Source organism: Xenophilus sp. Marseille-Q4582 (genome assembly GCF_916700565.1).
Classification (GTDB): Bacteria; Pseudomonadota; Gammaproteobacteria; order Burkholderiales; family Burkholderiaceae_C; genus Xenophilus.
This window is the reverse complement of record NZ_CAKAKO010000004.1, coordinates 427,647-450,598: the sequence shown is the minus strand read 5'-3', so window position 1 is coordinate 450,598 and position 22,952 is coordinate 427,647. Positions and strand designations below refer to the sequence as shown.

General features: G+C 67.5%; 20 protein-coding genes, 2 tRNA genes and 1 pseudogene. 15 read left to right on the top strand and 8 right to left on the bottom strand.

The annotated features are described in order from the left end of the window. Positions 1-22: 22 nt before the first annotated feature. The 6 genes from prfB (at position 23) to LG388_RS17440 (ending at position 5,969) form a co-directional block, all read left to right on the top strand. Positions 23-1,127 (top strand): peptide chain release factor 2 gene (gene prfB / locus LG388_RS17465; protein WP_225783996.1). Its coding sequence is split into 2 segments (ribosomal slippage): positions 23-103 and positions 105-1,127, totalling 1,104 coding nucleotides; the frame shifts between segments, so codons are not numbered across the junction. Between the two features lie 2 nt (positions 1,128-1,129). Then, entirely contained in the window at positions 1,130-1,828 is a 699-nt protein-coding gene (locus LG388_RS17460; protein ID WP_255632187.1) for an HAD family phosphatase, read from the top strand. Then, a complete protein-coding gene (gene pepN / locus LG388_RS17455; RefSeq protein ID WP_225783995.1) occupies positions 1,812-4,529 on the top strand; it encodes an aminopeptidase N in 2,718 nt (905 codons plus the stop codon). Before LG388_RS17460 ends, pepN begins: the two co-directional genes overlap by 17 nt. A 15-nt stretch (positions 4,530-4,544) precedes the next feature. Continuing rightward, positions 4,545-5,552: a class 1 fructose-bisphosphatase gene (locus LG388_RS17450; RefSeq protein ID WP_225783994.1), complete on the top strand. Its 1,008-nt coding sequence runs from the start codon at positions 4,545-4,547 to the stop codon at positions 5,550-5,552. Positions 5,553-5,578: 26 nt separating this feature from the next. After that, positions 5,579-5,654 (top strand) — tRNA-Thr (locus LG388_RS17445). A gap of 123 nt (positions 5,655-5,777) precedes the next feature. Continuing rightward, positions 5,778-5,969 (top strand): hypothetical protein, encoded by a 192-nt coding sequence (locus tag LG388_RS17440; protein WP_225783993.1) that lies wholly within the window; start codon positions 5,778-5,780, stop codon positions 5,967-5,969. 135 nt (positions 5,970-6,104) lie between these two features. On the opposite strand, the gene LG388_RS17435 is transcribed toward LG388_RS17440, so the two are convergent. After that, a complete protein-coding gene (locus LG388_RS17435) occupies positions 6,105-6,959 on the bottom strand; it encodes a Sir2 family NAD-dependent protein deacetylase (protein WP_225783992.1) in 855 nt (284 codons plus the stop codon). Positions 6,960-7,027: 68 nt separating this feature from the next. On the opposite strand from LG388_RS17435, the gene LG388_RS17430 reads away from it, so the two are divergent. Continuing rightward, positions 7,028-7,839, top strand: a protein-coding gene (locus LG388_RS17430) for an IS5 family transposase (RefSeq protein ID WP_225783982.1) whose coding sequence is annotated in 2 segments (ribosomal slippage) — positions 7,028-7,364 and positions 7,364-7,839 — 813 coding nt in all. Because the reading frame shifts where the segments join, the coding sequence is not laid out codon by codon here. A 7-nt stretch (positions 7,840-7,846) separates the two neighbouring features. Here LG388_RS17430 and LG388_RS17425 read toward each other — a convergent pair. The 3 genes from LG388_RS17425 to polA form a co-directional block, all read right to left on the bottom strand. Next, positions 7,847-8,639, bottom strand: a protein-coding gene (locus LG388_RS17425) for an IS5-like element ISStma16 family transposase (protein ID WP_086009121.1) whose coding sequence is annotated in 2 segments (ribosomal slippage) — positions 7,847-8,381 and positions 8,380-8,639 — 795 coding nt in all. Because the reading frame shifts where the segments join, the coding sequence is not laid out codon by codon here. Between the two features lie 178 nt (positions 8,640-8,817). Next, positions 8,818-9,591 carry a phytanoyl-CoA dioxygenase family protein gene (locus LG388_RS17420; protein WP_225783991.1) on the bottom strand — a complete coding sequence of 258 codons (774 nt, stop codon included), beginning with the start codon at positions 9,589-9,591 and terminating at the stop codon, positions 8,818-8,820. Further along, positions 9,591-12,383 carry a DNA polymerase I gene (gene polA / locus LG388_RS17415; RefSeq protein WP_225783990.1) on the bottom strand — a complete coding sequence of 931 codons (2,793 nt, stop codon included), beginning with the start codon at positions 12,381-12,383 and terminating at the stop codon, positions 9,591-9,593. The genes LG388_RS17420 and polA overlap by 1 nt, the downstream gene beginning before the upstream one ends. A 110-nt stretch (positions 12,384-12,493) precedes the next feature. Here polA and LG388_RS17410 point away from each other — a divergent pair, with 110 nt between their 5' ends. From LG388_RS17410 to LG388_RS17400, 3 genes are read left to right on the top strand one after another with little or no spacing between them, the layout of a single operon-like run. Beyond that, positions 12,494-12,859 carry a hypothetical protein gene (locus LG388_RS17410; protein WP_225783989.1) on the top strand — a complete coding sequence of 122 codons (366 nt, stop codon included), beginning with the start codon at positions 12,494-12,496 and terminating at the stop codon, positions 12,857-12,859. 1 nt (position 12,860) lies between these two features. Further along, positions 12,861-13,937, top strand: coding sequence for a homoserine kinase (locus LG388_RS17405; RefSeq protein WP_225783988.1), 1,077 nt, complete (start codon positions 12,861-12,863; stop codon positions 13,935-13,937). Further along, complete coding sequence (locus tag LG388_RS17400) at positions 13,934-14,749, top strand: BPSS1780 family membrane protein (RefSeq protein ID WP_225783987.1); 816 nt, start codon at positions 13,934-13,936, stop codon at positions 14,747-14,749. Before LG388_RS17405 ends, LG388_RS17400 begins: the two co-directional genes overlap by 4 nt. 67 nt (positions 14,750-14,816) lie before the next feature. On the opposite strand, the gene LG388_RS17395 is transcribed toward LG388_RS17400, so the two are convergent. Beyond that, positions 14,817-17,285, bottom strand: a complete 2,469-nt coding sequence (locus LG388_RS17395; RefSeq protein ID WP_225783986.1) for a UvrD-helicase domain-containing protein — start codon at positions 17,283-17,285, stop codon at positions 14,817-14,819. A gap of 55 nt (positions 17,286-17,340) precedes the next feature. Further along, the gene (gene azu / locus LG388_RS17390; protein WP_225783985.1) at positions 17,341-17,805 is read right to left on the bottom strand and encodes an azurin; all 465 of its coding nucleotides are present in this window, start codon (positions 17,803-17,805) and stop codon (positions 17,341-17,343) included. A 557-nt stretch (positions 17,806-18,362) separates the two neighbouring features. Here azu and LG388_RS17385 point away from each other — a divergent pair. The 3 genes from LG388_RS17385 to LG388_RS17375 all read left to right on the top strand — a co-directional run bounded on the left by LG388_RS17385 (position 18,363) and on the right by LG388_RS17375 (position 20,171). Beyond that, the gene (locus LG388_RS17385; protein WP_225783984.1) at positions 18,363-19,340 is read left to right on the top strand and encodes a GMP reductase; all 978 of its coding nucleotides are present in this window, start codon (positions 18,363-18,365) and stop codon (positions 19,338-19,340) included. Positions 19,341-19,401: 61 nt separating this feature from the next. Continuing rightward, positions 19,402-19,477, top strand: a tRNA-Ala gene (locus LG388_RS17380). A gap of 175 nt (positions 19,478-19,652) precedes the next feature. After that, positions 19,653-20,171 (top strand): hypothetical protein, encoded by a 519-nt coding sequence (locus LG388_RS17375; protein ID WP_225783983.1) that lies wholly within the window; start codon positions 19,653-19,655, stop codon positions 20,169-20,171. 805 nt (positions 20,172-20,976) lie between these two features. On the opposite strand, the gene LG388_RS26850 is transcribed toward LG388_RS17375, so the two are convergent. Together LG388_RS26850 and LG388_RS26845 are read right to left on the bottom strand one after the other, a co-directional pair. Continuing rightward, positions 20,977-21,201: a hypothetical protein gene (locus LG388_RS26850; RefSeq protein ID WP_370630188.1), complete on the bottom strand. Its 225-nt coding sequence runs from the start codon at positions 21,199-21,201 to the stop codon at positions 20,977-20,979. Between the two features lie 175 nt (positions 21,202-21,376). Beyond that, positions 21,377-21,828: pseudogene (locus tag LG388_RS26845) on the bottom strand (DUF3489 domain-containing protein). Positions 21,829-21,887: 59 nt separating this feature from the next. On the opposite strand from LG388_RS26845, the gene LG388_RS17360 reads away from it, so the two are divergent. Then, positions 21,888-22,699, top strand: a protein-coding gene (locus LG388_RS17360) for an IS5 family transposase (protein ID WP_225783982.1) whose coding sequence is annotated in 2 segments (ribosomal slippage) — positions 21,888-22,224 and positions 22,224-22,699 — 813 coding nt in all. Because the reading frame shifts where the segments join, the coding sequence is not laid out codon by codon here. Between the two features lie 17 nt (positions 22,700-22,716). Continuing rightward, entirely contained in the window at positions 22,717-22,938 is a 222-nt protein-coding gene (locus LG388_RS17355) for a hypothetical protein (protein WP_225783981.1), read from the top strand. Positions 22,939-22,952: the final 14 nt, after the last annotated feature.

The window sequence follows — 22,952 nt, the reverse complement described above, 5'->3', positions numbered from 1 at the left end:
CACACAGACAGGACACATCACCATGGACGCAGAACGCATCAACCAGATCGGCACCACGCTGGACGACCTGAGCACCCGCACGGTCGACCTCCGGAGGTATCTTTGACTACGATGCCAAAGCCGAACGCCTGAGAACCGTCAACGCCGGCCTCGAAGACCCGGCGGTCTGGAACGACCCCAAGAAAGCCCAGGAACTGGCCAAGGAAAAGAAGGCCCTGGACGGCATCGTGCTGGTGCTCGACCGCCTGACGCGCGAGCTGGCCGACAACTCCGAGCTCTACGAGATGAGCAAGGAAGAAGGCGACGAAGCCGGGCTGCAGGCCATCGCCGACGACTCGGCCGAACTGCAAAAGGAAATCGAGGCCCTCGAGTTCCGCCGCATGTTCAGCAACCCGGCCGACCCGCTCAACTGCTTCCTGGACATCCAGGCCGGCGCCGGCGGCACCGAGGCGCAGGACTGGGCCAGCATGCTGATGCGCCAGTACCTCAAGTACGCCGAGCGCAAGGGCTTCAAGACCACGGTGGAAGACGAATCCCCGGGCGACACCGCGGGCATCAAGGGCGCGACGATCAAGATCGAGGGCGAATATGCCTACGGCCTGCTGCGCACCGAAAGCGGCGTGCACCGCCTGGTGCGCAAGTCGCCCTTCGATTCCTCGGGCGGGCGCCACACCAGCTTCGCCTCGATCTTCGTCTACCCCGAGATCGACGATTCGATCGAGATCGAGATCAATCCGGCCGACGTGCGCGTGGACACCTACCGCGCCAGCGGCGCCGGCGGCCAGCACATCAACAAGACCGACTCGGCCGTGCGCCTGACGCACATCCCGACCGGCATCGTGGTGCAGTGCCAGGACGGCCGCAGCCAGCACAGCAACCGCGACGTGGCGTGGAAGCGCCTGCGCTCGCGCCTGTACGACCACGAAATGCGCAAGCGCCAGGAAGAGCAGCAGAAGCTGGAAGACTCCAAGACCGACGTCGGCTGGGGCCACCAGATCCGCAGCTACGTGCTGGACAACAGCCGCATCAAGGACCTGCGCACCAACGTCGAGATCTCGGCCACGCAGAAGGTGCTGGACGGCGACCTGGACGCCTTCATCGAAGCTTCGCTGAAGCAGGGCGTCTGACGGTGTCCGCCCCGCACGCCCCCGCCCTGCCCGTGCAGGGCCTGATCTTCGACATGGACGGCACCATGGTCGACTCCATGCCCTGGCATGCGAAGTCGTGGGTGGAGTTCACGCGGCGCCACGGCATCGCCATGCCGGCCGGCGAGATCCTGCGCCGCACCACGGGCCGCACCGGCGCCGAGTGCATGCGCGAGGTCTTCGAGCGCGAGCTGTCCGAGGCCGAATGCCTGGCGCTGGTGCACGAGAAGGAAGAGATCTACCGCGAACTCTTCGACGCGCGCTTCGCCGAGGTGGCGGGCTTCACGGCTTTCGCGCGCCTGGCCGCCGCGCGCGGCCTGAAGCTGGCGGTGGGCACGGCCGGCGACCGCCACAACATCGCCTTCGTCATGCAGCGCCTGAAGATGGACCCGGCCCCGCAGGCCCTCGTGGGCGGCGACGAAGGCTTCGCGGGCAAGCCCACGCCCGCGATCTTCCTGGAGGCGGCGCGCCGCATCGGCGTGGCGCCCGAACGCTGCATCGTGTTCGAAGACGCCCCCTTCGGCATCGAGGCCGCGCGACGCGGCGGCATGCGCGCAGTGGCCGTTTGCAGCACGCACAGCGCCGAAGAACTGGCCGGCCCGCACGTGATCGCGGCGGTGCGGGACTACCACGAACTCATCCAATCGAACTTTCTGGAGACGCTCGATGCTGCTCTCTCGTGATGCCCAGGGCCAGCCTGTGGCGATCCGCCGTGAAGACTACACGGCGCCCGCCTGGTGGATCGACACGGTGGACCTCACCTTCGACCTGGACCCGGCCAAGACCCGCGTGCTCAACAGGATGCGCGTGCGCCGCAACACCGAAGTGCCGGTGCAGCCGCTGCGCCTGGACGGCGACGAGCTGAACCTGGCGCGCGTGCTGGTCAACGGCCAAGGCGCCTCCTTCCGCATGGAAGGCAGCCAGCTGGTGCTGGACGGCCTGCCCTTCACCGACGGCGAGGCCTTCGAGCTGGAGATCTTCACGACCTGCTGCCCGGCCAAGAACACGCAGCTCATGGGCCTGTTCGTGAGCCAGGACACTTTCTTCACGCAATGCGAGGCCGAGGGCTTTCGCCGCATCACCTACTTCCTGGACCGGCCGGACGTGATGGCCAGCTACACCGTGACGCTGCGCGCCGACAAGGCCCAGTACCCGGTGCTGCTGTCCAACGGCAACCTGGTCGAGGAAGGCGAGCTCCCGGAAGGCCGCCATTTCGCCAAGTGGGTCGACCCTTTCAGGAAGCCCAGCTACCTGTTCGCCCTGGTGGCGGGCAAGCTGGTCTCGCGCAGCCAGCGCATCCGCGCCCGCAACGGCCGCGAGCACCTGCTGCAGGTCTACGTGCGCGCGGGCGACCTGGACAAGACCGAGCACGCCATGCGATCGCTGGTGAACTCCATCGTCTGGGACGAGCTGCGCTTCGGCCTGCCGCTGGACCTGGACCGCTTCATGATCGTCGCCACCAGCGACTTCAACATGGGCGCGATGGAGAACAAGGGCCTGAACATCTTCAACACGAAGTACGTGCTGGCCAGCCAGGCGACGGCCACCGATGCCGATTTCGCCAACATCGAAAGCGTGGTCGGCCACGAGTACTTCCACAACTGGACCGGCGACCGCGTGACCTGCCGCGACTGGTTCCAGCTCTCGCTCAAGGAAGGCCTCACGGTCTTCCGCGACCAGGAATTCAGCATGGACCTGTGCGCCGAGCCCTCGGCGCGCGCGGTCAAGCGCATCGAGGACGTGCGCGTGTTACGCAGCGCGCAGTTCCCCGAGGACGCGGGTCCGATGGCGCACCCGGTGCGCCCGGACAGCTACATCGAGATCAGCAACTTCTACACCGTCACCATCTACGAGAAGGGTGCCGAGGTGGTGCGCATGATGCAGACGCTGGTGGGCCGCGCCGGCTTCACGCGCGGCATGCAGCTGTACTTCGACCGCCACGACGGCCAGGCCGTGACCTGCGACGACTTCGCGCAGGCGATCGCGGACGCCAACCCGGATTCGCAACTCGCGCGCCTGCTGCCCCAGTTCAAGCGCTGGTACAGCCAGGCCGGCACGCCGCGCCTGGCGGCCCAGGGCCGGTGGGACGCGGAGAGCGGCCGCTACACCCTGCAGCTCACCCAAAGCTGCCCACCCACGCCGGGCCAGGACCAGAAGGAGCCCTTCGTCATTCCGGTGAACCTGGGCTTGGTGAGCGCCGACGGCCGCGCGTTGCCGCTGCAGCTCGAAGGCGAGACTGCCCCCGTCGGCGATGCGCGCACCCTGGTGCTGTCGCAGGCCAGCGAGCAGTTCGTGTTCACGGGCCTGACCGGCCTGGACAGCGCACCCGTGCCTTCGATCCTGCGCGGCTTCAGTGCGCCCGTGATCCTGGACTTCGACTTCAGCGACGCCCAACTGCTCACGCTGCTGGCGCATGACAGCGACCCCTTCAACCGCTGGGAGGCCGCGCAGCGCCTGGCGCTGCGCGCCGCGCTGGCCGCCATCCGCGAGCCGCAGGCGGCCGGCACACCCGTGCTCAGCGCCGGCTTCATCGCCGCCATGCGCGACGTGCTGCGCCACCCGCAGCTGGACGCCGCCTTCAAGGAACTGGTGCTCACCTTGCCGTCCGAAGGCTACATCGCCGAGCAACTGGACGTGGTGGACCCGCAGCGCGTGCACGTCGTGCGCGAAGCCATGCGCCAGCAGCTGGCCACCGCGCTGGCGGACGACTGGCAATGGGCCTACGAGGAGCACCGCGACACCGGCGCCTACCGCCCCGATCCGGCCTCGGCCGGCCGGCGCGCACTGGCCGGCATGGCGCTCACGCACCTGTGCCTGGCCGCGCGCGAGAACGGCGACACGGTGTGGCCCGGCAAGACGCTGCAGCGCTTCAAGGACGCCGGCAACATGACCGACCGCTTCAACGCGCTGTCGGCCCTGGTGGTCTCGGGCCACCCGCTCGCGCAGCAGGCGCTGGCCCGTTTCCATGCGATGTTCAAGGACGAGGCCCTGGTCATCGACAAGTGGTTCGCGCTGCAGGCCGGCGCGCCCGACCGCGGCGGCGACGTGCTGCCGCTGGTGCGCCAGCTCACCAAGCACCCGGACTTCTCGATCAAGAACCCGAACCGCGCGCGCAGCGTGATCTTCAGCTATTGCAGCGCCAACCCGGGCGCCTTCCACCGCCCCGACGCCGCCGGCTACGTGTGGTGGAGCGAGCGCGTGATCGAACTGGACGCCATCAACCCGCAGGTGGCCGCCCGCCTGGCGCGCGCGATGGACCGCTGGAGCAAGCTGGCCGAGCCCTACCGCACGGCCGCGCGCGAGGCGATCGCCCGCGTGGCCGCCAAGCCCGACCTGAGCAAGGACACGCTGGAAGTCGTCACGCGCGCGCTGCAGGCCCACTGACCGAAGGACAAGACCATGGCATCGAAGATTTCCCTCACCCGCTACCTCGTCGAACAGCAGCGCGTCGACGGCAAGATCCCTGCGCAGTTGCGCCTGCTGCTCGAAGTGGTGGCCCGCGCCTGCAAGAGCATCAGCCAGGCCGTGAACAAGGGTGCGCTGGGCGGCGTGCTGGGCTCGGCCGGCAGCGAGAACGTGCAGGGCGAAGTGCAGAAGAAGCTGGACATCATCGCCAACGAGGTGCTGATCGAAGCCAACGAATGGGGCGGGCACCTGGCCGCCATGGCCAGCGAGGAAATGGACAGCATCTACGTCGTGCCCAACCGCTACCCGCAGGGCGAATACCTGCTGCTGTTCGATCCCCTCGACGGCTCCAGCAACATCGACGTGAACGTGAGCATCGGCACCATCTTCAGCGTGCTGAAGAAGCCCGAAGAGCATCCGGGCGTGCAGGAAGCGGACTTCCTGCAGGCCGGTTGCAGGCAGGTGGCGGCCGGCTACTGCGTGTACGGCCCGCAGACCACGCTGGTGCTCACCGTGGGCGACGGCGTGGCCATGTTCACGCTGGACCGCGAACAGGGCAGCTTCGTGCTCACGCAGGAGAACGTGCAGATCCCGGCCGACACCAAGGAATTCGCGATCAACATGAGCAACATGCGCCACTGGGATGCCCCCGTGAAGCGCTACATCGACGAATGCCTGGCCGGCAAGGAAGGCCCGCGCGGCAAGGACTTCAACATGCGGTGGATCGCCAGCATGGTGGCCGACGTGCACCGCATCCTCACGCGCGGCGGCGTCTTCATGTATCCCTGGGACAAACGCGAGCCCGAGAAGGCCGGCAAGCTGCGCCTGATGTACGAGGCCAACCCCATGGCCTGGCTGGTCGAACAGGCCGGCGGCGCGGCCACCAACGGCCGCGAGCGCATCCTGGACCTGCAACCCGCCAAGCTGCACGAGCGCGTCGCGGTCTTCCTGGGTTCGAAGAACGAAGTGGAGCGCGTGACGAGCTACCACGCACAAAGCTGAAAAATGGCTATATAATCTGAGGCTTCGCCGGTGTAGCTCAGTCGGTAGAGCAGCTCATTCGTAATGAGAAGGTCGGGTGTTCGATTCATCTCTCCGGCACCAAGCATGAAAAGCCCGCTGTCTTCGGACAGCGGGCTTTTTCTTTGTCAGTCGGCAGGAGGTCGGGGGTGTCGGCAGCGGGCGCGATTTGAGAAGCCCGGGGGCTGCCCACTTCAGAATCGTGGCATGAACCCCCTCGCCCCCATTCCCGCAGCACTGGCCGGCCGGCCTTCAGGTTCGCCGATGGGCCGGACACGCACGCGCGACACCTCGGCGGCGGCCCACCGCTTCGGCGCCGCAGCACACCTGCTGGACCGGCTGGACACGCGGCCCATCGAGCAGCGCCAGCCGGCACGGCCCTGGTGGCGATGGTGGTGAGGTTCGCCCACCGCCTCTTTCCAAGCGGGAAGACGGCATCGCCGGGATGAACCCAGGTGCGCGGAAGTGCACGGACGGCCCTTCGGCCAGAGTTTCGACGCCAGGGCGGCCTGCGCGATCCGGCCGCCCACCGCATCAGCCCACACGCTGGAGCGCACCGTCGATGCCGCGCAGCCCGTCCAGGGCGCCCAGGGCGATGGACACGTTGCCGCTGCCGGGCACCCGCGCTTCCTGCGGATTGATGCGGACCAGCCGGCCACCCAGCGTCTGCAGCACGCGATGGCTGAACATCCGAACCGTCGGCACGGCCGTGCCGGCACCGAGCTCGATCACGACCGGCCGGCTGACCTGCGCCAGCCATTGCTCCAGACGCGCCGCCTGGCCGCGCTCGCGCGCCTCCAGCCACTGCGCGTCGCCAAACATCAGGATGTTCGGTCGCGCCAGCCCGCCGCAACGCGGGCAGCGCGGCGGCGCGTTGCGCAGCAGGCAGCGCTCCTCGTCCACCTCGGGTAGGAAGCCGTCGGCGGGCCAGATGCCCGGGTGGCAACACGCCAGGCATTGCAGGTGGTGGATCGAGCCGTGGCATTCGTCGATCCAGTCGGCGTCGAAGCCCGCGCGCTGGAACTGTCCATCCACGTTGCTGGTGAAGACGGCGCCGCCCAGGGGCGCTTGCGCGATCCACCGGCGCAGCAGCCCGAAGCCCGCATGCGGCACCGTCTGGCGGTAGAGCGCCAGCCGATGGCCGTAGAAGCCCCAGGCCAGTTCGGGCTGTCGGCGGAAGGCGTCCGGCGATGCGATGCGCAAGAAATCGATGCGCGAGCGGCCCAGGGCCGGGTAAGCCTTCCAGAAGCCGTCGGTGCCCCGGAAATCCGGCAACCCCGAATCCACGCCCATCCCCGCCCCGGCCGCGACCAGGAGGGCGTCGGCTTCAGCGATCAGGATGGCCGCTCGCTCGAAGGCGGCGCCCAGGTCCGGCGTCGGTGCAGTCATCTTCCGATGCTAAGAGCTACTAACAAAACCATGTCATCATCGAGCGCTTGATTGGTGTTTGATGAGGCATGGGTCGAAACAGGAATAGAGAAATCAGCGCCGCGCTGTTCAAGAAGGTTGCCCCGCTGTTGCCGGTAGTCGTTGCCTCGGCCAAAGGCGGTCGCCCACGAGTGAGCGACGAGATGGCCCTGAACGGCATTCTGTTCGTGCTGCGCACCGGCATTCCCTGGGAGGAGTTGCCCCAGGAACTGGGCTTCGGCAGTGGCATGACCTGTTGGCGGCGTCTGCGTGATTGGCAGGCTGCGGGCGTGTGGCATCGCCTGCATCTGTTGTTGCTCGGTGAATTGCGCGGCGCCGGCAAACTGGACTTCAGCCGTGCGAGCATGGATGCGGCCAGTGTGGCCAGCCCCCGGGGGGCCACTACACCGGCCCCAACCCCACGGACAGGGGCAAACTCGCAAGCAAGCGCCACATCATCACGGACCGCCAAGGCATCCCACTGATCTTCTGCGTCACGGGCGCCAACCGGCATGACTCGGTGGTTTTCGAGCAACTGGTCGACGCGTTGCCAGCGGTACGTGGCTGTCGCGGTCGGCCCAGGCGCTGGCCGCACAAACTGCATGCCGACAAGGGCTATGACTATGCTCGCTGCCGCTTTCACCTGCGCAAGCTGGGGATCACCTCGCGTATTGCCCGGCGCGGCATCGAACGCAACGACCGGCTCGGGCGTCATCGCTGGGTGGTCGAGCGCACGCACGCCTGGCTGGCCGCCTTCGGCAAGCTGCGTACTCGTTTCGAGCGCCGCATCGACATTCATGTCGCGTTGCTCTCGCTGGCCTGCTGCGTTATCTGCATTCGCCATCTCCCACCGTTTTGTTAGAGCGTGTTCAAAGTCTCTTGAGCAAGAGCACCAAGAATGCCAAGTGGACGAACTGCAGGCTGGTGTTGAGCCATCGCTCGCAGTTCTTCCACAGCCTCCTGTTCTTGTCCAGCCAGGCAAAGCTGCGTTCCACGACCCAGCGCTTGGGCATCACCTTGAAAGTGTGAAGCTCGCTTCTCTTGGCGATCTGCACCGTCACATGCCCTCCCAGAATCTGCTGCACGCCTTGCGCGAACGGCCGACCGATGTAGCCTGCATCGCACAGCAGGCTTTGTAGCCGGCTCAACCGGGGCTTGCAGCGCTGTAGCGCCTGCAGTGCGCCTTTGCGGTCCGTCACCTCGGCCGTGGTCACCGCTATCGCATGCGGCAATCCCTGGGTGTCCACCGCGATGTGGCGCTTGATGCCCGAGACCTTCTTGCCTGCGTCATAGCCCTTCAAGCCCGCCGTGTCCGTGTTCTTCACGCTCTGCGCGTCCACGATCAAGAGCGTGCTGCAGGCGTTGCGCCCCAGTTTCTCGCGGGCCGCGCCAACCTGATTTTTTTAATGCCTGCTCCAGCAGGCTGCCACCCTCGCGTGGCTCGCTCCAGATGGCAAAGTACGAGTGCACGGTGCGCCACTTGGGAAAGTCACTGGGCAGTGCCCGCCACTGACAGCCCGTGCGCAGCAGGTAAAGCACGGCGCAAAACACCTCGTACAGCTCCACTTTGCGTGGGGCAGTCTTTCTGCGCGCACTCTCCAGCAATGGCCGGATCACCTCGAACTGCTCGCGCTTGATGTCGCTGGGGTAGCCTTTTCTCACCCACCGAGCTTCTCACATCAAGAGGGTGAGACTTTGAACACGTTCTTAGCCGCTCTAAGCGCGCTTGCCGGACGCGCTGCGCTGCATCTGCATTTCGCCTGCAAGCCGCGCGCAGGGGGGGACAGGCCCCGCTCGAAGCTGCCACGCCCGCGCATTGCACGCGCGTTGCACAAGCCCTTCAAGGCGACAGCACGAGGCCGGTGGTGCTCTCGCGGAACCCGGTGACCAATGGCGCCGAGGCAAGCCCGATCTGCATCACCACATTGCGGCGCGGCCGCACCCCGGTGTTCATGCCGCCGCCGTGCAACACCTTGGGATGGATGAGCACCAGATCGCCTGGCGCGCAAACGAGCGTCTGCACCGTCTGCGCGGCGGGCACCGACGTGCCGTGCGCATCCTCGTGGCGCTTGGCCTCGCGCGCCGCTTCATCCGACACGCGGTGCGTGCCGGGCACGAAACCGGTGGCGCCCGTTTCCGCGTCCATGCCGTCCAGGCACAGCATCAGCCGAAGAAAGTCCGGGCCTTCGGGGCAGATGTAGGTGTTCGGAAAGTCGCGGTGCCAGGCGATCGACCGGCCAAAGCGCGGATGCTTGATCGTCACGTTCATGAAGTGACTGACCACCGCGTCGCTGCCCAGCGCAAGTTGCGCCGCCTGCACCAGCGGCGGCCAGGTCAGCAGGCGCAGGAACACCGGATCGAAGGTTTCCGGCTCGCCGAGGATGAAGAGCGCGTCACCCACCGCCTCGGCGCCGATGCCATCGCGCCGCCTGGCGCTCAGGTCGCGCTCGAAGACCAGGCGCGCCAGTTCGGCCTCGCTCAGGGTCGCCACGTTGCGCTGCACGGCATCGACCGCGTCGCGCAAGGCTTCGATCCAGGCCGCGTCAACGAAACCCGGCAGGACTGCGAAGCCCTGCGCCTCATAGGCCGCACGCCAGGCCGGCGGCGGGCGCATCAATGCGCCTGCTCCCAGTTGGGGCCAAAGCCGATCTCGGCCAGCAGCGGCACCCTGAGTTCGGCCACGCCGGCCATCAGGCGCGGGATCTCGGCGCGCACCCATTCGATTTCGGCCTCGGGCACCTCGAACACCAGTTCGTCATGCACCTGCATGATCATCCTGGTCTGCCGCTGCTCGGCGTCGAGCACCGCCTGCACCTTGTTCATGCTGAGCTTGATGAGGTCGGCCGCGGTGCCCTGCATGGGCGCATTGATGGCCGCGCGCTCGGCGCCGCCGCGGCGCGGGCCGTTGGGCGAGTTGATCTCGGGCAGGTACAGGCGCCGGCCGAACACGGTCTCGACGTAGCCCTTTTCCTTGGCACTCGCGCGCGTCTCGTCCATGTAGGCCTTCACGCCCGGGTAGCGCGCGAAATAGCGGTCGATGTAGCTCTTGGCCGCGGTGTTGTCGATGCCCAGGTTGCGCGCCAGGCCGAAACTGCTCATGCCGTAGATCAGGCCGAAGTTGATCACCTTGGCATAGCGGCGCTGCTCGCTGCTGACCTGGTCGGGCGCGGTGCCGAAGACCTCGGCCGCCGTCGCGCGATGCACGTCCATGCCTTCGGTGAAGGCACGCATCAGCGATTCGTCGCCGCTGATGTGGGCCATGATGCGCAGCTCGATCTGCGAATAGTCGGCGCTCGCGATCACATGGCCCCGCGGCGCGATGAAGGCCTCGCGCACGCGGCGGCCTTCGGCCGTGCGGATCGGGATGTTCTGCAGGTTCGGTTCGTTGCTCGACAGGCGCCCGGTCACGGCCACGGCCTGCGCGTAATGCGTGTGCACGCGGCCCGTACGCGGCAGGGCCATCTGCGCCAGCTTGTCGGTGTAGGTGCCCTTGAGCTTGGACAGGCCGCGGTGCTCCAGGATCTTGGCCGGCAGCGGATAGTCCTCGGCCAGCTTCTCCAGCACTTCCTCGTCGGTGCTGGGTGCGCCCTTGGCGGTCTTCTTGACCACGGGCAGGCCCAGCTTCTCGAAGAAGATCTCGCCGATCTGCTTGGGGCTGCCCAGGTTGAAGGGCTGGCCCGCGATCTCGTAGGCCTGCTGCTCCAGCGCCAGGATGCGCTGGCCGAGGTCATGGCTCTGCGCCGCCAGCGTGGGAGCGTCGATCAGGACGCCATGGCGCTCGATGCGGTACAGCGCTTCGCTGCTGGCGATCTCCAGCTCGTAGATGAAGCGCAGCTTCTCGTCGGCCTCCAGCCGCGGCCACAGCGCGCGGTGCACGTCCAGGGTCTGGTCGCTGTCTTCGCACGAATACTCGGCCGCCTTGTCGATCGCCACCTGGCTGAACGGAATCTGGTGTGCGCCCTTGCCGCACAGGTCTTCGTAGTCGATGCCGCTGCGGCCCAGGTGGCGCTCGGCCAGGCTGGCCAGGCCGTGCGGCTTGTGCACTTCCAGCACGTAGCTCTGCAGCATGGTGTCGTGCGCGTAGCCCTGCACCTCGATGCCGTGGTTGGCGAACACATGGCGGTCGTACTTGATGTGCTGGCCCAGCTTCTTCTTCGCGCCGTCTTCCAGCCAGGGTTTGAGGCGTGCCAGCACTTCGTCGCGCGGCAGCTGCGCGGGCACCCCGGGGTAGTCGTGCATGAGCGGAATGTAGGCCGCCTCGCCGGGCTGCACGCTGAAGCTCAGGCCCACGATCTCGGCGCGCATCTCGTCGAGCGAGGTGGTCTCGGTGTCCAGGGCCACCAGTTCGGCGGCCTCGATCTTCGCGCGCCAGCGCTCGAAGGCGTCCCAGTCCAGCACCGTGTCGTAGCGCAGGTTGGACGCCCGGGCCGCGGCCGCCACTTCGAAGCCGTCCAGCAGGCCGGTGCCGCCTTCGGGGCCACCTTCGGCCTGGCTCTGTTCCAGGCGTTCGGGCTGCACGGCGTGCGCCTGCAGCGTCTTGACCAGGCCCTTGAAACCGTACTGCTCGTAGAAGGCCTTGAGTGCGTCCGGGTCCTGCTCGCGCGGCGCCAGCGCATCAAGGGCGGGCAGGCCGTGCACATGGTCGTCGAGCGCGCAATCGGTGCGGATGGTGACCAGGCGCCGGCCCTGCGGCAGCCAGTCCAGCGCCTTGCGCAGGTTCTCGCCGGCCGCGCCCTTCACTTCGGCGGCCTGCGCGATCAGCGCGTCGAGCGAGCCGTACTGCAGCAGCCACTTGGCGGCCGTCTTGGGGCCGACCTTGTCCACGCCGGGCACGTTGTCCACGCTGTCGCCCACCAGGGTCTGGTAGTCGATCATGAGGCTGGGCGGCACGCCGAACTCGGCCGTCACGCCGGCCACGTCGCGGCGCTTGCCGTTCATCGTGTCGATGATGGTGATGTGCGCGTCCACCAGCTGGCTCAGGTCCTTGTCGCCGCTGGAGATGATCACCTCCACCCCCTGGTCCGCCGCGGTGCGCGCCAGCGTGCCGATCACGTCGTCGGCCTCCACGTCGGGCACGCACAGCACGGGCCAGCCCAGCAGCTTCACCACGGCATGGATGGGCTCGATCTGCGTGCGCAGGTCGTCGGGCATGGGCGAGCGGTTGGCCTTGTAGGCGGGATACCAGTCGTCGCGGAAGGTCTTGCCCGGCGCATCGAAGATGCAGGCCACGTAGTCGGCGCGCACCTCGCGGCGCAGGGCCTGCATCATGTTGATCATGCCGCGGATGGCACCGGTGGCGGGGCTGCTGGGGTCGCCCGGCACCGCCCGCAGGTCGGGCATGGCATGGAAGGCGCGGTACAGGTAGCTCGAGCCATCGACGAGCAGCAGCGTTTTCTTGTCGGTCATCGCGGCATTTTGCCGCCTGGCCGGACCGCGACCCGCCCCCTTTGGCGGGCAGGCCTGCAGCGCACCGGCCGACAGCCGGCAGGGCGGGCGGCACCTACAATCGGCGCATCATGCGCCCGACCTCCCCGCTCCTTTCCGCGCCCATGCGCACCGGCCTGCTGGTGCTGGGCTTCGTGCTGTCTCCGGTGGGGTCGCACGCACAGCAGACCCCGGGGGCCACGGCCCCCGCAGCGGCTCCGGTGGAGCGCTCGTCCGAGCCGCTGGACGGCCGCCGCAACCAGAAGATCGAGCACATCACCGTCGAGGACACCGGCGCCCGCGTGGACGAAATGCGCTACGGCGGCGTCACGCAAAGCATCACGGTGCAGCCCAAGAACGCCATGCCCACCTACGAAGTGCAGCCCACCGACGAGCGCCGTGCGCGCCAGGGCGATGGCTCGGGCGGCTCGCGCGTCTGGAACGTGATGAAGTTCTGACGTGGCAGTTTTCACGGAAGTGGGCCTGGAAGAGGCCGGCGCCCTCCTGCAGCGCCTCGGGCTGGGCGCGTTGCAATCCCTGCGCGGCATCGAGGGCGGCATCGAGAACACCAACTATTTCGCCACCACCGACCAGGGCGAATACGTGCTCACGCTCTTCGAGCGCCTGAGCTTTGCGCAGTTGCCCTATTACCTGGAACTGATGCGCCACCTGGCCGAGCGCGGCCTGCCCGTGCCGGCGCCGGTGGCCGACCCCGCAGCCCTGCCCGGCGCGGCCGCGCACCCGCTCGAACAGCCCGCCAACGCGCCCTGCCCGCTGCTGCATACCGTGGCCGGCAAGCCCGCCGCCGTGGTGCAGAAGCTGGCCGGCCGCAGCGAACTGGCGCCCGGCGTTGCCCACTGCGCCGAGCTCGGCGCACTGCTGGCGCGCATGCACCTGGCCGGCCGCGACTTTCCGCGCATCCAGCCCAATCTGCGCGGCCTGCCCTGGTGGAACGAGACGGTGCCGGTCGTGCTGCCCTACCTCGACGCCGGCCAGGCCGCGCTGCTGGCCGGCGAGCTGGCCTACCAGAACCACCTGGCCGAGTCCGCCGCCTACCAGGCCCTGCCCCGCGGCCCGGTGCATGCCGACCTGTTCCGCGACAACGCCATGTTCGAGCCACCGGCCGCCGAGGGCGAAGCGCCGCGGCTGACCGGCGTGTTCGATTTCTACTTCGCAGGCACCGACACTTGGCTGTTCGACCTGGCCGTCTGCCTCAACGACTGGACCATCGATCTGCCCACCGGCACGCCCGATGCGGCGCGCACCGAGGCCCTGCTGGGCGCCTATGAGGCGGTGCGCCCGCTGGAAGCCGCCGAGCGCGCCCTGCTGCCGGGCCTGCTGCGCGCGGCTGCGCTGCGCTTCTGGATCTCGCGCCTGTGGGATTTCCACCTGCCGCGCGAAGCCAGCATGCTCAAACCGCACGATCCTGCGCATTTCGAACGCGTGCTGCGCCAGCGCGCCGGCGTGCCTGCGCACCGCAGCGCGCGGGGCGCCGACGCGCAGCTCGCGGGCGCATCCGCGGCCGCCCCCGCATGAAGCTGCTGGTCGTTTCGCCGGGCACCGGTGCGCGCTGGGTGCGCGAAGGCCTCGTCGCCTTCCGCCGTGCACCCATGGCCTTCTTCTCGCTGTTCATGATCTTCATGGCCGGCATGGCGCTGCTGGCCTCGCTGCCGCTGGTCGGCGTGCCGCTGGCCGTCGCCCTGGGGCCGGCGAGTACGCTGGCCATCATGGTGGCCAGCGAGACCGTTTGGCGGCAGCAGCGGGGCGGCGCCCTTCCGCTGGCGCGCCCCGGCCAGTCCGCGCCGCCCCTGTCGGCGCGCGTGTTCATGGCCGCGTGGGGCGCCGTGCGCGAGAAGGCGCGGCCGCTGGCCGTGATGGGTGCGCTGTATGCCGTGGCCGTGCTGCTGATCGGCCAGCTGGCCTCGCTGCTGATCGGCGACCCCATGGCCGACGCCATCAACACCGACGGCACCTTCAAGGCCGAGGTGGTGCGCAGCGGCGCCTTCCAGGGCGCCATGATCCTGCGCATGCTGATCTACGTGCCGGTGGCCCTGGCCTTCTGGCATGCCCCTGCGCTGCTGCACTGGCACGGCGTACCGCCCGTGAAGGCCCTGTTCTTCAGCTTCGTCACCTGCATCCGCAACATCGGCGCCATGGGGGTGTTCATCCTGTGCTGGACCGGCGTGGCCCTGGCCGCCAGCCTGGCTCTGGCCCTGGTGGGCTCGTTGCTGGCTTCGGTGGCCGGGCCCATGGGCGCGGGCGTGATGGTGGGCGGCACCTTCCTGCTGTCGGCGATGTTCTTCGCCTCGGCCTGGTTCAGCTTCCGCGACTGCTTTCAAGCAGATTGACGCACCGGCGCGCTGGCGCCTCGCCTCATGAAGATGAAGCGGTTCAGGGCCGCTTCTTTTGCCTGGCTCAAACCGGCGTCAGCTTTGCCACGCTCAGCGCCAGCCACTTGACGCCGTGGCGCCCGAACTTCACCTGCGCGCGCGCGTCCTCGCCACTGCCTTCGAGCGCCAGCACGGCCCCCTCGCCGAACTTGTTGTGGAAGACCTGCATGCCCACGCGCAGGCCGTGCGAGGGTTCGGACTTGCGCACCACCGGCGCACTGGGCACGGCCGCTGCGCCGCCGCCGAAGCCCGGGCCGCGGCCCCCGTACCCGCCGCTGTAACCACTGCTGCTGCCATAGCCGCCACCCAACGCGCCCGCACCGCGCCCGCCGCCCGCCACGCCGAACTGGCCAAAGCCGGCCTGCTTGGGCGTGAGCCACTTGAGCGCCTCCTCGGGCAGTTCGTCGAAGAAGCGGCTGCGCAGGTGGTAGCGCGTCTGGCCATGCAGCAGGCGCGTCTGCGAGAAACTCAGGTACAGGCGCTGGCGCGCGCGCGTGATGGCGACATACATCAGGCGCCGCTCTTCCTCCAGGCTCTCGACGTCGCTCATCGAGTTCTCGTGCGGGAACAGCCCCTCTTCCAGCCCCGTGATGAACACGGCGTCGAACTCCAGGCCCTTGGCCGCATGCACGGTCATCAGCTGGACGGCGTCCTGCCCGGCCTGCGCCTGGTTGTCGCCGGCTTCCAGCGCCGCATGCGTGAGAAAGGCCGCCAGCGGACTCAGCGTCTCGCCAGTCTCGGCATCGGGCGCCAGCGGCTCGTCGAGCACCGCGCGTGAGGGGTCGATGCCCTGGCTGACCAGCGACTGGCGCAGCTCGTCCACCGGCAGCGCCACCGCGTCGCGGCCAAAACCTTCCTGCGTCACGAAGCTCTCGGCCGCGTTCACCAGTTCGGCCAGGTTCTCCAGCCGGTCCGCGCCTTCGCGGTCGGCCTTGTAGTGCTCCTCGAGCCCGCTGGCGTCCAGCACCAGCTCAATGATCTCCTTGAGCGACAGACCCTGCGTCTGCTCGCGCATCACGTCGATCTTGGCGGCGAAGGCCGACAGGTTGGCGCCCGCCTTGCCCGGCAATCCCGCGATGGCGCCGTACAGCGAGATGCCGCGCGCACGCGCGGCGTCCTGCAGCTGCTCGATGCTGCGCGCGCCGATGCCGCGCGGCGGGAAGTTCACCACCCGAAGGAAGCTGGTGTCGTCGTCCTTGTTCTCCAGCAGGCGCAGGTAGGCCAGCGCATGCTTGATCTCGGCCCGCTCGAAGAAGCGCAGGCCGCCATACACGCGGTAGGGCACGCTGGCGTTGAACAGCGCGGTCTCGATCACGCGGCTCTGCGCGTTGCTGCGGTAGAGCACCGCCACTTCCTTGCGCGGGATGCCCTCGCGCACCAGGTGACGGATCTCCTCCACCATCCACTGGGCCTCGGCGAAATCGCTGGTGGCCTCGTTCACGCGCACGGGCTCGCCGGGGCCCTGGTCGGTGCGCAGGTTCTTGCCCAGCCGCTTCTTGTTGTGGCTGATGAGCGCGTTGGCCGAATCGAGGATGTTGCTGTAGCTGCGGTAGTTCTGTTCCAGCTTGATCTGGCGCTGCACGTCGAACTCGCGCACGAAGTCCTGCATGTTGCCCACGCGGGCGCCGCGGAAGGCGTAGATGCTCTGGTCGTCGTCGCCCACGGCCAGCACGCTGCTGTGCGGCGCCGGCGTGAAGCGGCCCTGTGCGTCGGTGTGGCCCGACAGCATCTTGATCCACGCGTACTGCAGGCGGTTGGTGTCCTGGAACTCGTCGATCAGGATGTGGCGGAAACGGCGCTGGTAGTGCTCGCGCACCGCGTCGTTGTCGCGCAGCAGCTCGTAGCTGCGCAGCATCAGCTCGCCGAAGTCGACCACGCCTTCGCGCTGGCACTGCGCCTCGTAGAGCTGGTACAGCTCGACCTTCTTGCGCTCGTCCTCGCCCTTGGGCTCGATGTCGCCGGGGCGCAAGCCGTCTTCCTTGGCGCCGGCGATGAACCACTGTGTCTGCTTGGCCGGGAAGCGCTCGTCGTCCACGTTGAACTGCTTCATCAGCCGCTTGATGGCCGAGAGCTGGTCCTGCGTGTCCAGGATCTGGAAGCTCTGCGGCAAACCGGCCAGCTTCCAGTGCGCGCGCAGGAAGCGGTTGCACAGACCGTGGAAGGTGCCAATCCACATGCCGCGCACGTTGACGGGCAGCATCGCCGTCAGGCGCGTCATCATCTCCTTGGCCGCCTTGTTGGTGAAGGTGACGGCCATCACGCCGCCCGGCGACACCTGCCCGGTGGACAGCAGCCAGGCGATGCGCGTGGTGAGCACGCGCGTCTTGCCCGAGCCCGCTCCCGCCAGGATCAGCGCATGCCCTGCGGGCAGCGTGACGGCCGCGAGCTGCTCCTCGTTGAGGCTGCCCAACAGGGGAGAGGCGGAGGATGGCGCTGCATCGAAAAGCGGCAGCGAGGAAGCCGGCGGTGCGGCATCTGGACCCGGGAACGACATGCTCCCGATTGTATGAAGCGGCCCCTTTTCAGCCGCCTGGCAAGGCCGGCGGCGTTCAGCCCAGCCTGAGCACGCCCTTCATCACCGCCGAATGGCCGGGGAAGGAACAGAAGAAGGTGTAGGACTCGCCGGCCGACAGCTTGCTCACGTCGAAGGTCGTGGCGTCGGTCTCGCCCGGGCCCAGCACCCGGGTGAAGGCGATCACGCGCGCATCGCCCGGCTTGACGTACTGCTTGTCCAGGCCGGCAGGGATGCCGTCCCTGGCCACGTTGGCGGCGTCGGTGGTCTTGCTGAGCACCCAGTTGTGGCCCATGGCCTGCTTGGGCAGCTTGCCCGCGTGCCGGAGCTCCACCGTGAAGCGCTGGCAGCTCTTGGGCACCACGATTTCCTTCCGGTTGAACTGCATGGCATCGTTGCCTTCGATCTGCACTTTGCAGTCCGGGGGTGACGCGGCTGAAGCGGCCTGGAAAGGCGTGGCCAGCGCGAAGGCGGCGGTGGCGGCGAGAAGGCGCAACATCATGATCGGTCTCTGATCGGCGGGAACAACGAAGAACTGCGGTGCCGCCCGGGCCCGCCCCCGGCCGGCACGTGTCATTGTGGAACGCGGCACGGGGCCCGTGCATGACCTGCGTCAAACATGGCCCCCCTCCGCAGATCAGCCCATGCGCTTGCGGCGCGCGAAGGTGCAGGACAACACGCCGGCCCGCACGGCCCGCAGGCCTCGCCGCCGCCGGAATCGGCAGGTCCTTTCCCCGGCGTGTTGCTCGCCGCAGCATGAAGCTGGAGGGCGCAGGCGGCGTCGAAGGTGCGCGTGGGCCCCTGGCTTTTCGGCATGGACCTGGCCTGCCGCTGGCGGGCCGGATGGGAGCGGCCGCGGCGGCATCACGCAAAGTGCATAGGGTCTATGTCGCCCCTTGGATGCCGCCAGGTCGGGCGCCCGCCTAGAATCGGTCACCGGGCCCAAGTTTTCTTGCGCCCGGTTTTTTTGTGCCTGCCCCCGCGGCAGCGCGCAGACGGACCGGCCAAGCCAAGCGCTCATTCGTTCATCAACGACCTTCTTCCAAGGAGAGCCTGGTCATGGAAATCTTCGACTACGACAACGTCCTGCTGCTGCCGCGCAAGTGCCGCGTGGAAAGCCGCTCCGAGTGCGACGCCGGTGTGGAACTGGGCGGCCGGCACTTCCGCCTGCCGGTGGTGCCCGCCAACATGAAGACGGTGGTGGACGAATCCATCTGCCTGTGGCTCGCGCAGAACGGCTACTTCTACGTGATGCACCGCTTCGACCTGGACAACGTCGCCTTTGTCGAACGGATGCAGAAGGCCGGCGTGTTCGCCTCCATCTCGCTGGGCGTGAAGCAGCCCGACTACGACACCGTGGACCGCCTGCTGGCCAAGGGCCTGAGCCCCGAGTACGTGACCATCGACATCGCGCACGGCCATGCCGACAGCGTGAAGAACATGATCGCGTACCTCAAGAGCAAGCTGCCCAAGGCTTTCGTGATCGCCGGCAACGTGGCCACGCCTGAAGCCGTGATCGACCTCGAGAACTGGGGCGCGGACGCGACCAAGGTGGGCGTGGGCCCCGGCAAGGTGTGCATCACCAAGCTCAAGACCGGCTTCGGCACCGGGGGCTGGCAGCTGTCCGCGCTCAAGTGGTGCGCGCGCGTGGCCACCAAGCCCATCATCGCCGACGGCGGCATCCGCAGCCATGGCGACATCGCCAAGAGCATCCGCTTCGGCGCCAGCATGGTGATGATCGGCTCGCTCTTCGCGGGCCACGAGGAGTCGCCCGGCCAGACCGTGGAAGTGGACGGCCAGCGCTTCAAGGAGTACTACGGCTCGGCCAGCGACTTCAACAAGGGCGAGTACAAGCATGTCGAAGGCAAGCGCATCCTCGAGCCCATCAAGGGCCCGCTGGCGCACACGCTGATCGAGATGGAGCAGGACGTGCAGTCCTCCATCAGCTATGCCGGCGGCAGGAAGCTGATGGACATCCGCAAGGTCAACTACGTGATCCTGGGCGGCGACAACGCGGGCGAACACCTGCTGATGTGAGGCCGCCGCGCCCGGCACTTCTCCCGTGTGCGGGCGAGCGGTAGAATTTGCGGCACCGCGTGGGGGGGTAGCTCAGCTGGGAGAGCGCCGCGTTCGCAATGCGGAGGTCGGGAGTTCGATCCTCCTCCTCTCCACCACACATTCAAGGCCAACTCTGCTGGGTTGGCCTTGTTCTTGGCCGAATCGCCAGTATTCGCGGAGTTCCGGGCCGGGGTACGGTGGCGGGGGGCGTCCAGAACCACCCCGCTTTCCACACCGCCCACCAGTTGGGAGGCTTCGCGCCTTGGGCTGCTTGGCGACCTCGACCCAGCCGTGCTGCACCAGCACCTGCAAGCCCTTGCGCGCGGCGCTGGCGCTGCGGGTCGCCGACGGCCCCAAGCGGTAGATGGCGGCCATCGGGATGATTCGGCCAGGCCCCACCCGCTCGCGCAGCCAGTTCAGGACTTCCTGCGCCAGCCTCAGTTCGGCGGATACTTGACCCGCGCCCCACAGCCGCAGGGCTTCGTCGAGGTAGTGCCGCATCAGCGCAGCGGCGCGTTCGATGTGCTCCTCGCCGATTTGCGCATCGCCGTCGAACACCGCGAACGTGCCCGCCAGCCGGGCGATGTCCTCCGACCAGCGCCATTGCTCGCGCTCCCACTGGGCGATTTCGCGGCGCAACCACGCAATCTCGCCGGCTTCGTCCGGGCCGATGGCGTTGCGTGCCAGTTCATCCTCGATGCCGGTGGCGAGGTCGCAGTAGCCTTCCGCCGAAGTGCGGGCTTCGGCGATGGCCAGCAGCGCGTAGATCTGCACATCTGTCACGGTCGCTGCCTGGGACGCGGCGCGTGACATCGGCGAAGTTGCCGTAGCGTTCGGCGTATTGGGGATCGAAAGCATCGTGCGCACGATGCCGATGGCGGCATTGCTCGCCCAGTCCGCGACCGTGGGCTGATGCAGCGACTCTAGCAGTTCCCCGGCACGACCAATCAGCGTCGCCAGCGCCTGCATCTCGACGCTGACCTCGCCCCACAGCCAGCAGCAGCGGATTGAAGGGCGGGTCGTGCTCTGCCATTGCGAGTTTTCGTTCCTGCCCTTGCAAATCGCGCGAATGCCGCGAAAGCCCTTGTGGGCCAAGGCTTCCCGCTTGCGCACGCCATGCGAAAGCTGCGAAACACGCGGCGACCGACTCGCAGGCTTCGCACGGGGGCTTCGAATCCGAAAACGCCAATGCCGGCAAGGGGTTTCGCAAGATTCGCAGATTTCGCAAGCGCGAGTGGGATTTCATAGAAGGGGTTCGGCGCGGGCGACGTGCGCAGCAGCGCCCGAGGCGAAACGGGTCCTTCCTGCGGAACAGGCAATATGGGGGCGCGAGCGCAGCGCTTCGCTACCGTCAGGGTGCGAACCGAGGTTCGCAGGGTTTGCGGTTCGCACCCCGGCAGGTTCGCGCTCGTGATCGGGGCCGCGGGCCGACCCCACGGTGATGGGCGGAAACGCAGCATCGGCGAGCGGTTGCGGCCATTTCAGCGCCCAATTACGCCGGATGGGTGAACGTGCTGCCGCCAGCGCCGAAAGGATATCCAGAAACTGGACACCCCGGCAGCGCCATCAGCAGTTGGTCAGGCGGCTTCCTGTTGCTCGATGATCCCGCAGTGGATCACGAAGCCCGTGAGGGACGGCAGCCCGCGCGGGATGCCGTATTCCCTGCGTCCAGTCCATTCCACCTCTGCGTAGCGGCGTCGATGGCGTCCTTGAGGGGCACGCCGCCGTAGAGGCCGTTGTGGACTTCGTCCACGAGATGGCGTCCGTGCCGGCTATTGAGGAAGGCTCGAACGATGTCGAAGTCCTCGCCCGTGGCGTCGGCGATGGCGGTCATCGCCATCGGCCACGCCGTGCGGCGTGTTCGTTCTTCCTGCCCAGAATCCCCAGGCCTCATTGCGGATAGCGGGGATGATGGTGTTGCTCATGGCGTTCTCCGTGGCGTGTGGCGATGATTGAAGCAACGCGCTGACGGAGCCGGAAGCCAAGCTCTTTCTGGCCTCCGGCTCCGTCCTTCTTCAGGCCACGCGGTAGATGCGCTCGCCGCCGGGCTGCTTGCCGGACACCAGGGCCAGGCCCAGCTTCTTCTTGAACGCCCCAGTGAAGGTGCCGCGCACGGTGTATGCACCTGCCAACCAGTGGCGGCGCAAATCTGCCGGACGGGGGTCGCGTCTTCCGGCCGTTGCAGCATCCGCATGACCTCGGCCTGCTTGCTGTCTTGTCCGCGTGCGTGGCTTGGCCCACGTCGCTTCGGCGGCAGTGACGGCGGTCTCCAGTTCCGCGTCGTTCGACGCGGGCGGTGCACCGTCGGCATTGGCGATGATCTGGTCGAGCTTGGCCTCGAACTTGCCGATGCGCTTCTTGCTGAAGCTGGGGCGCGGACGCCAAGTGCATCGTAGCCTTCAGCAGTGACCCGCCACCGCTTGCCAACCTGCCGGATGAACTCACGCTTGGCGAGGCCATCCAGCACCTTAGAGCTACTAACAAAACCATGTCATCATCGAGCGCTTGATTGGTGTTTGATGAGGCATGGGTCGAAACAGGAATAGAGAAATCAGCGCCGCGCTGTTCAAGAAGGTTGCCCCGCTGTTGCCGGTAGTCGTTGCCTCGGCCAAAGGCGGTCGCCCACGAGTGAGCGACGAGATGGCCCTGAACGGCATTCTGTTCGTGCTGCGCACCGGCATTCCCTGGGAGGAGTTGCCCCAGGAACTGGGCTTCGGCAGTGGCATGACCTGTTGGCGGCGTCTGCGTGATTGGCAGGCTGCGGGCGTGTGGCATCGCCTGCATCTGTTGTTGCTCGGTGAATTGCGCGGCGCCGGCAAACTGGACTTCAGCCGTGCGAGCATGGATGCGGCCAGTGTGGCCAGCCCCCGGGGGGCCACTACACCGGCCCCAACCCCACGGACAGGGGCAAACTCGCAAGCAAGCGCCACATCATCACGGACCGCCAAGGCATCCCACTGATCTTCTGCGTCACGGGCGCCAACCGGCATGACTCGGTGGTTTTCGAGCAACTGGTCGACGCGTTGCCAGCGGTACGTGGCTGTCGCGGTCGGCCCAGGCGCTGGCCGCACAAACTGCATGCCGACAAGGGCTATGACTATGCTCGCTGCCGCTTTCACCTGCGCAAGCTGGGGATCACCTCGCGTATTGCCCGGCGCGGCATCGAACGCAACGACCGGCTCGGGCGTCATCGCTGGGTGGTCGAGCGCACGCACGCCTGGCTGGCCGCCTTCGGCAAGCTGCGTACTCGTTTCGAGCGCCGCATCGACATTCATGTCGCGTTGCTCTCGCTGGCCTGCTGCGTTATCTGCATTCGCCATCTCCCACCGTTTTGTTAGCCGCTCTAAATCGGCGCGTGTTGGTTGACCACGCCTTCATCGTCGCGGGCGGCGAAATCACGAAACAGGCGCGCAACTGGATTGGCAACAAGTTGGATGCGGCCAAACGGTCGCAGATCATGTTCATGGACAGGGACGACATTCTCAACCTGTTCGTAGTCACGAACCTGCCACTTCCCAAGGGCGCGCTGCCCCCTTCGGTCGAAAGCGGTGCATCTGACGATGAAATACCGTTCTAGGGAAGGTCCGATTT

Bases quoted from the DNA above. Each gene is read 5' to 3' on its own strand.
- pepN (WP_225783995.1), top strand. From the start codon at position 1,812: ATGCTGCTCTCTCGTGATGCCCAGGGCCAGCCTGTGGCGATCCGCCGT.
- LG388_RS17450 (WP_225783994.1), top strand. From the start codon at position 4,545: ATGGCATCGAAGATTTCCCTCACCCGCTACCTCGTCGAACAGCAGCGC.
- LG388_RS17440 (WP_225783993.1), top strand. From the start codon at position 5,778: ATGAACCCCCTCGCCCCCATTCCCGCAGCACTGGCCGGCCGGCCTTCA.
- LG388_RS17435 (WP_225783992.1), bottom strand. From the start codon at position 6,959: ATGACTGCACCGACGCCGGACCTGGGCGCCGCCTTCGAGCGAGCGGCC.
- LG388_RS17420 (WP_225783991.1), bottom strand. From the start codon at position 9,591: ATGCGCCCGCCGCCGGCCTGGCGTGCGGCCTATGAGGCGCAGGGCTTC.
- polA (WP_225783990.1), bottom strand. From the start codon at position 12,383: ATGACCGACAAGAAAACGCTGCTGCTCGTCGATGGCTCGAGCTACCTG.
- LG388_RS17410 (WP_225783989.1), top strand. From the start codon at position 12,494: ATGCGCCCGACCTCCCCGCTCCTTTCCGCGCCCATGCGCACCGGCCTG.
- LG388_RS17400 (WP_225783987.1), top strand. From the start codon at position 13,934: ATGAAGCTGCTGGTCGTTTCGCCGGGCACCGGTGCGCGCTGGGTGCGC.
- LG388_RS17395 (WP_225783986.1), bottom strand. From the start codon at position 17,285: ATGTCGTTCCCGGGTCCAGATGCCGCACCGCCGGCTTCCTCGCTGCCG.
- azu (WP_225783985.1), bottom strand. From the start codon at position 17,805: ATGATGTTGCGCCTTCTCGCCGCCACCGCCGCCTTCGCGCTGGCCACG.
- LG388_RS17385 (WP_225783984.1), top strand. From the start codon at position 18,363: ATGGAAATCTTCGACTACGACAACGTCCTGCTGCTGCCGCGCAAGTGC.
- LG388_RS26850 (WP_370630188.1), bottom strand. From the start codon at position 21,201: ATGGCGATGACCGCCATCGCCGACGCCACGGGCGAGGACTTCGACATC.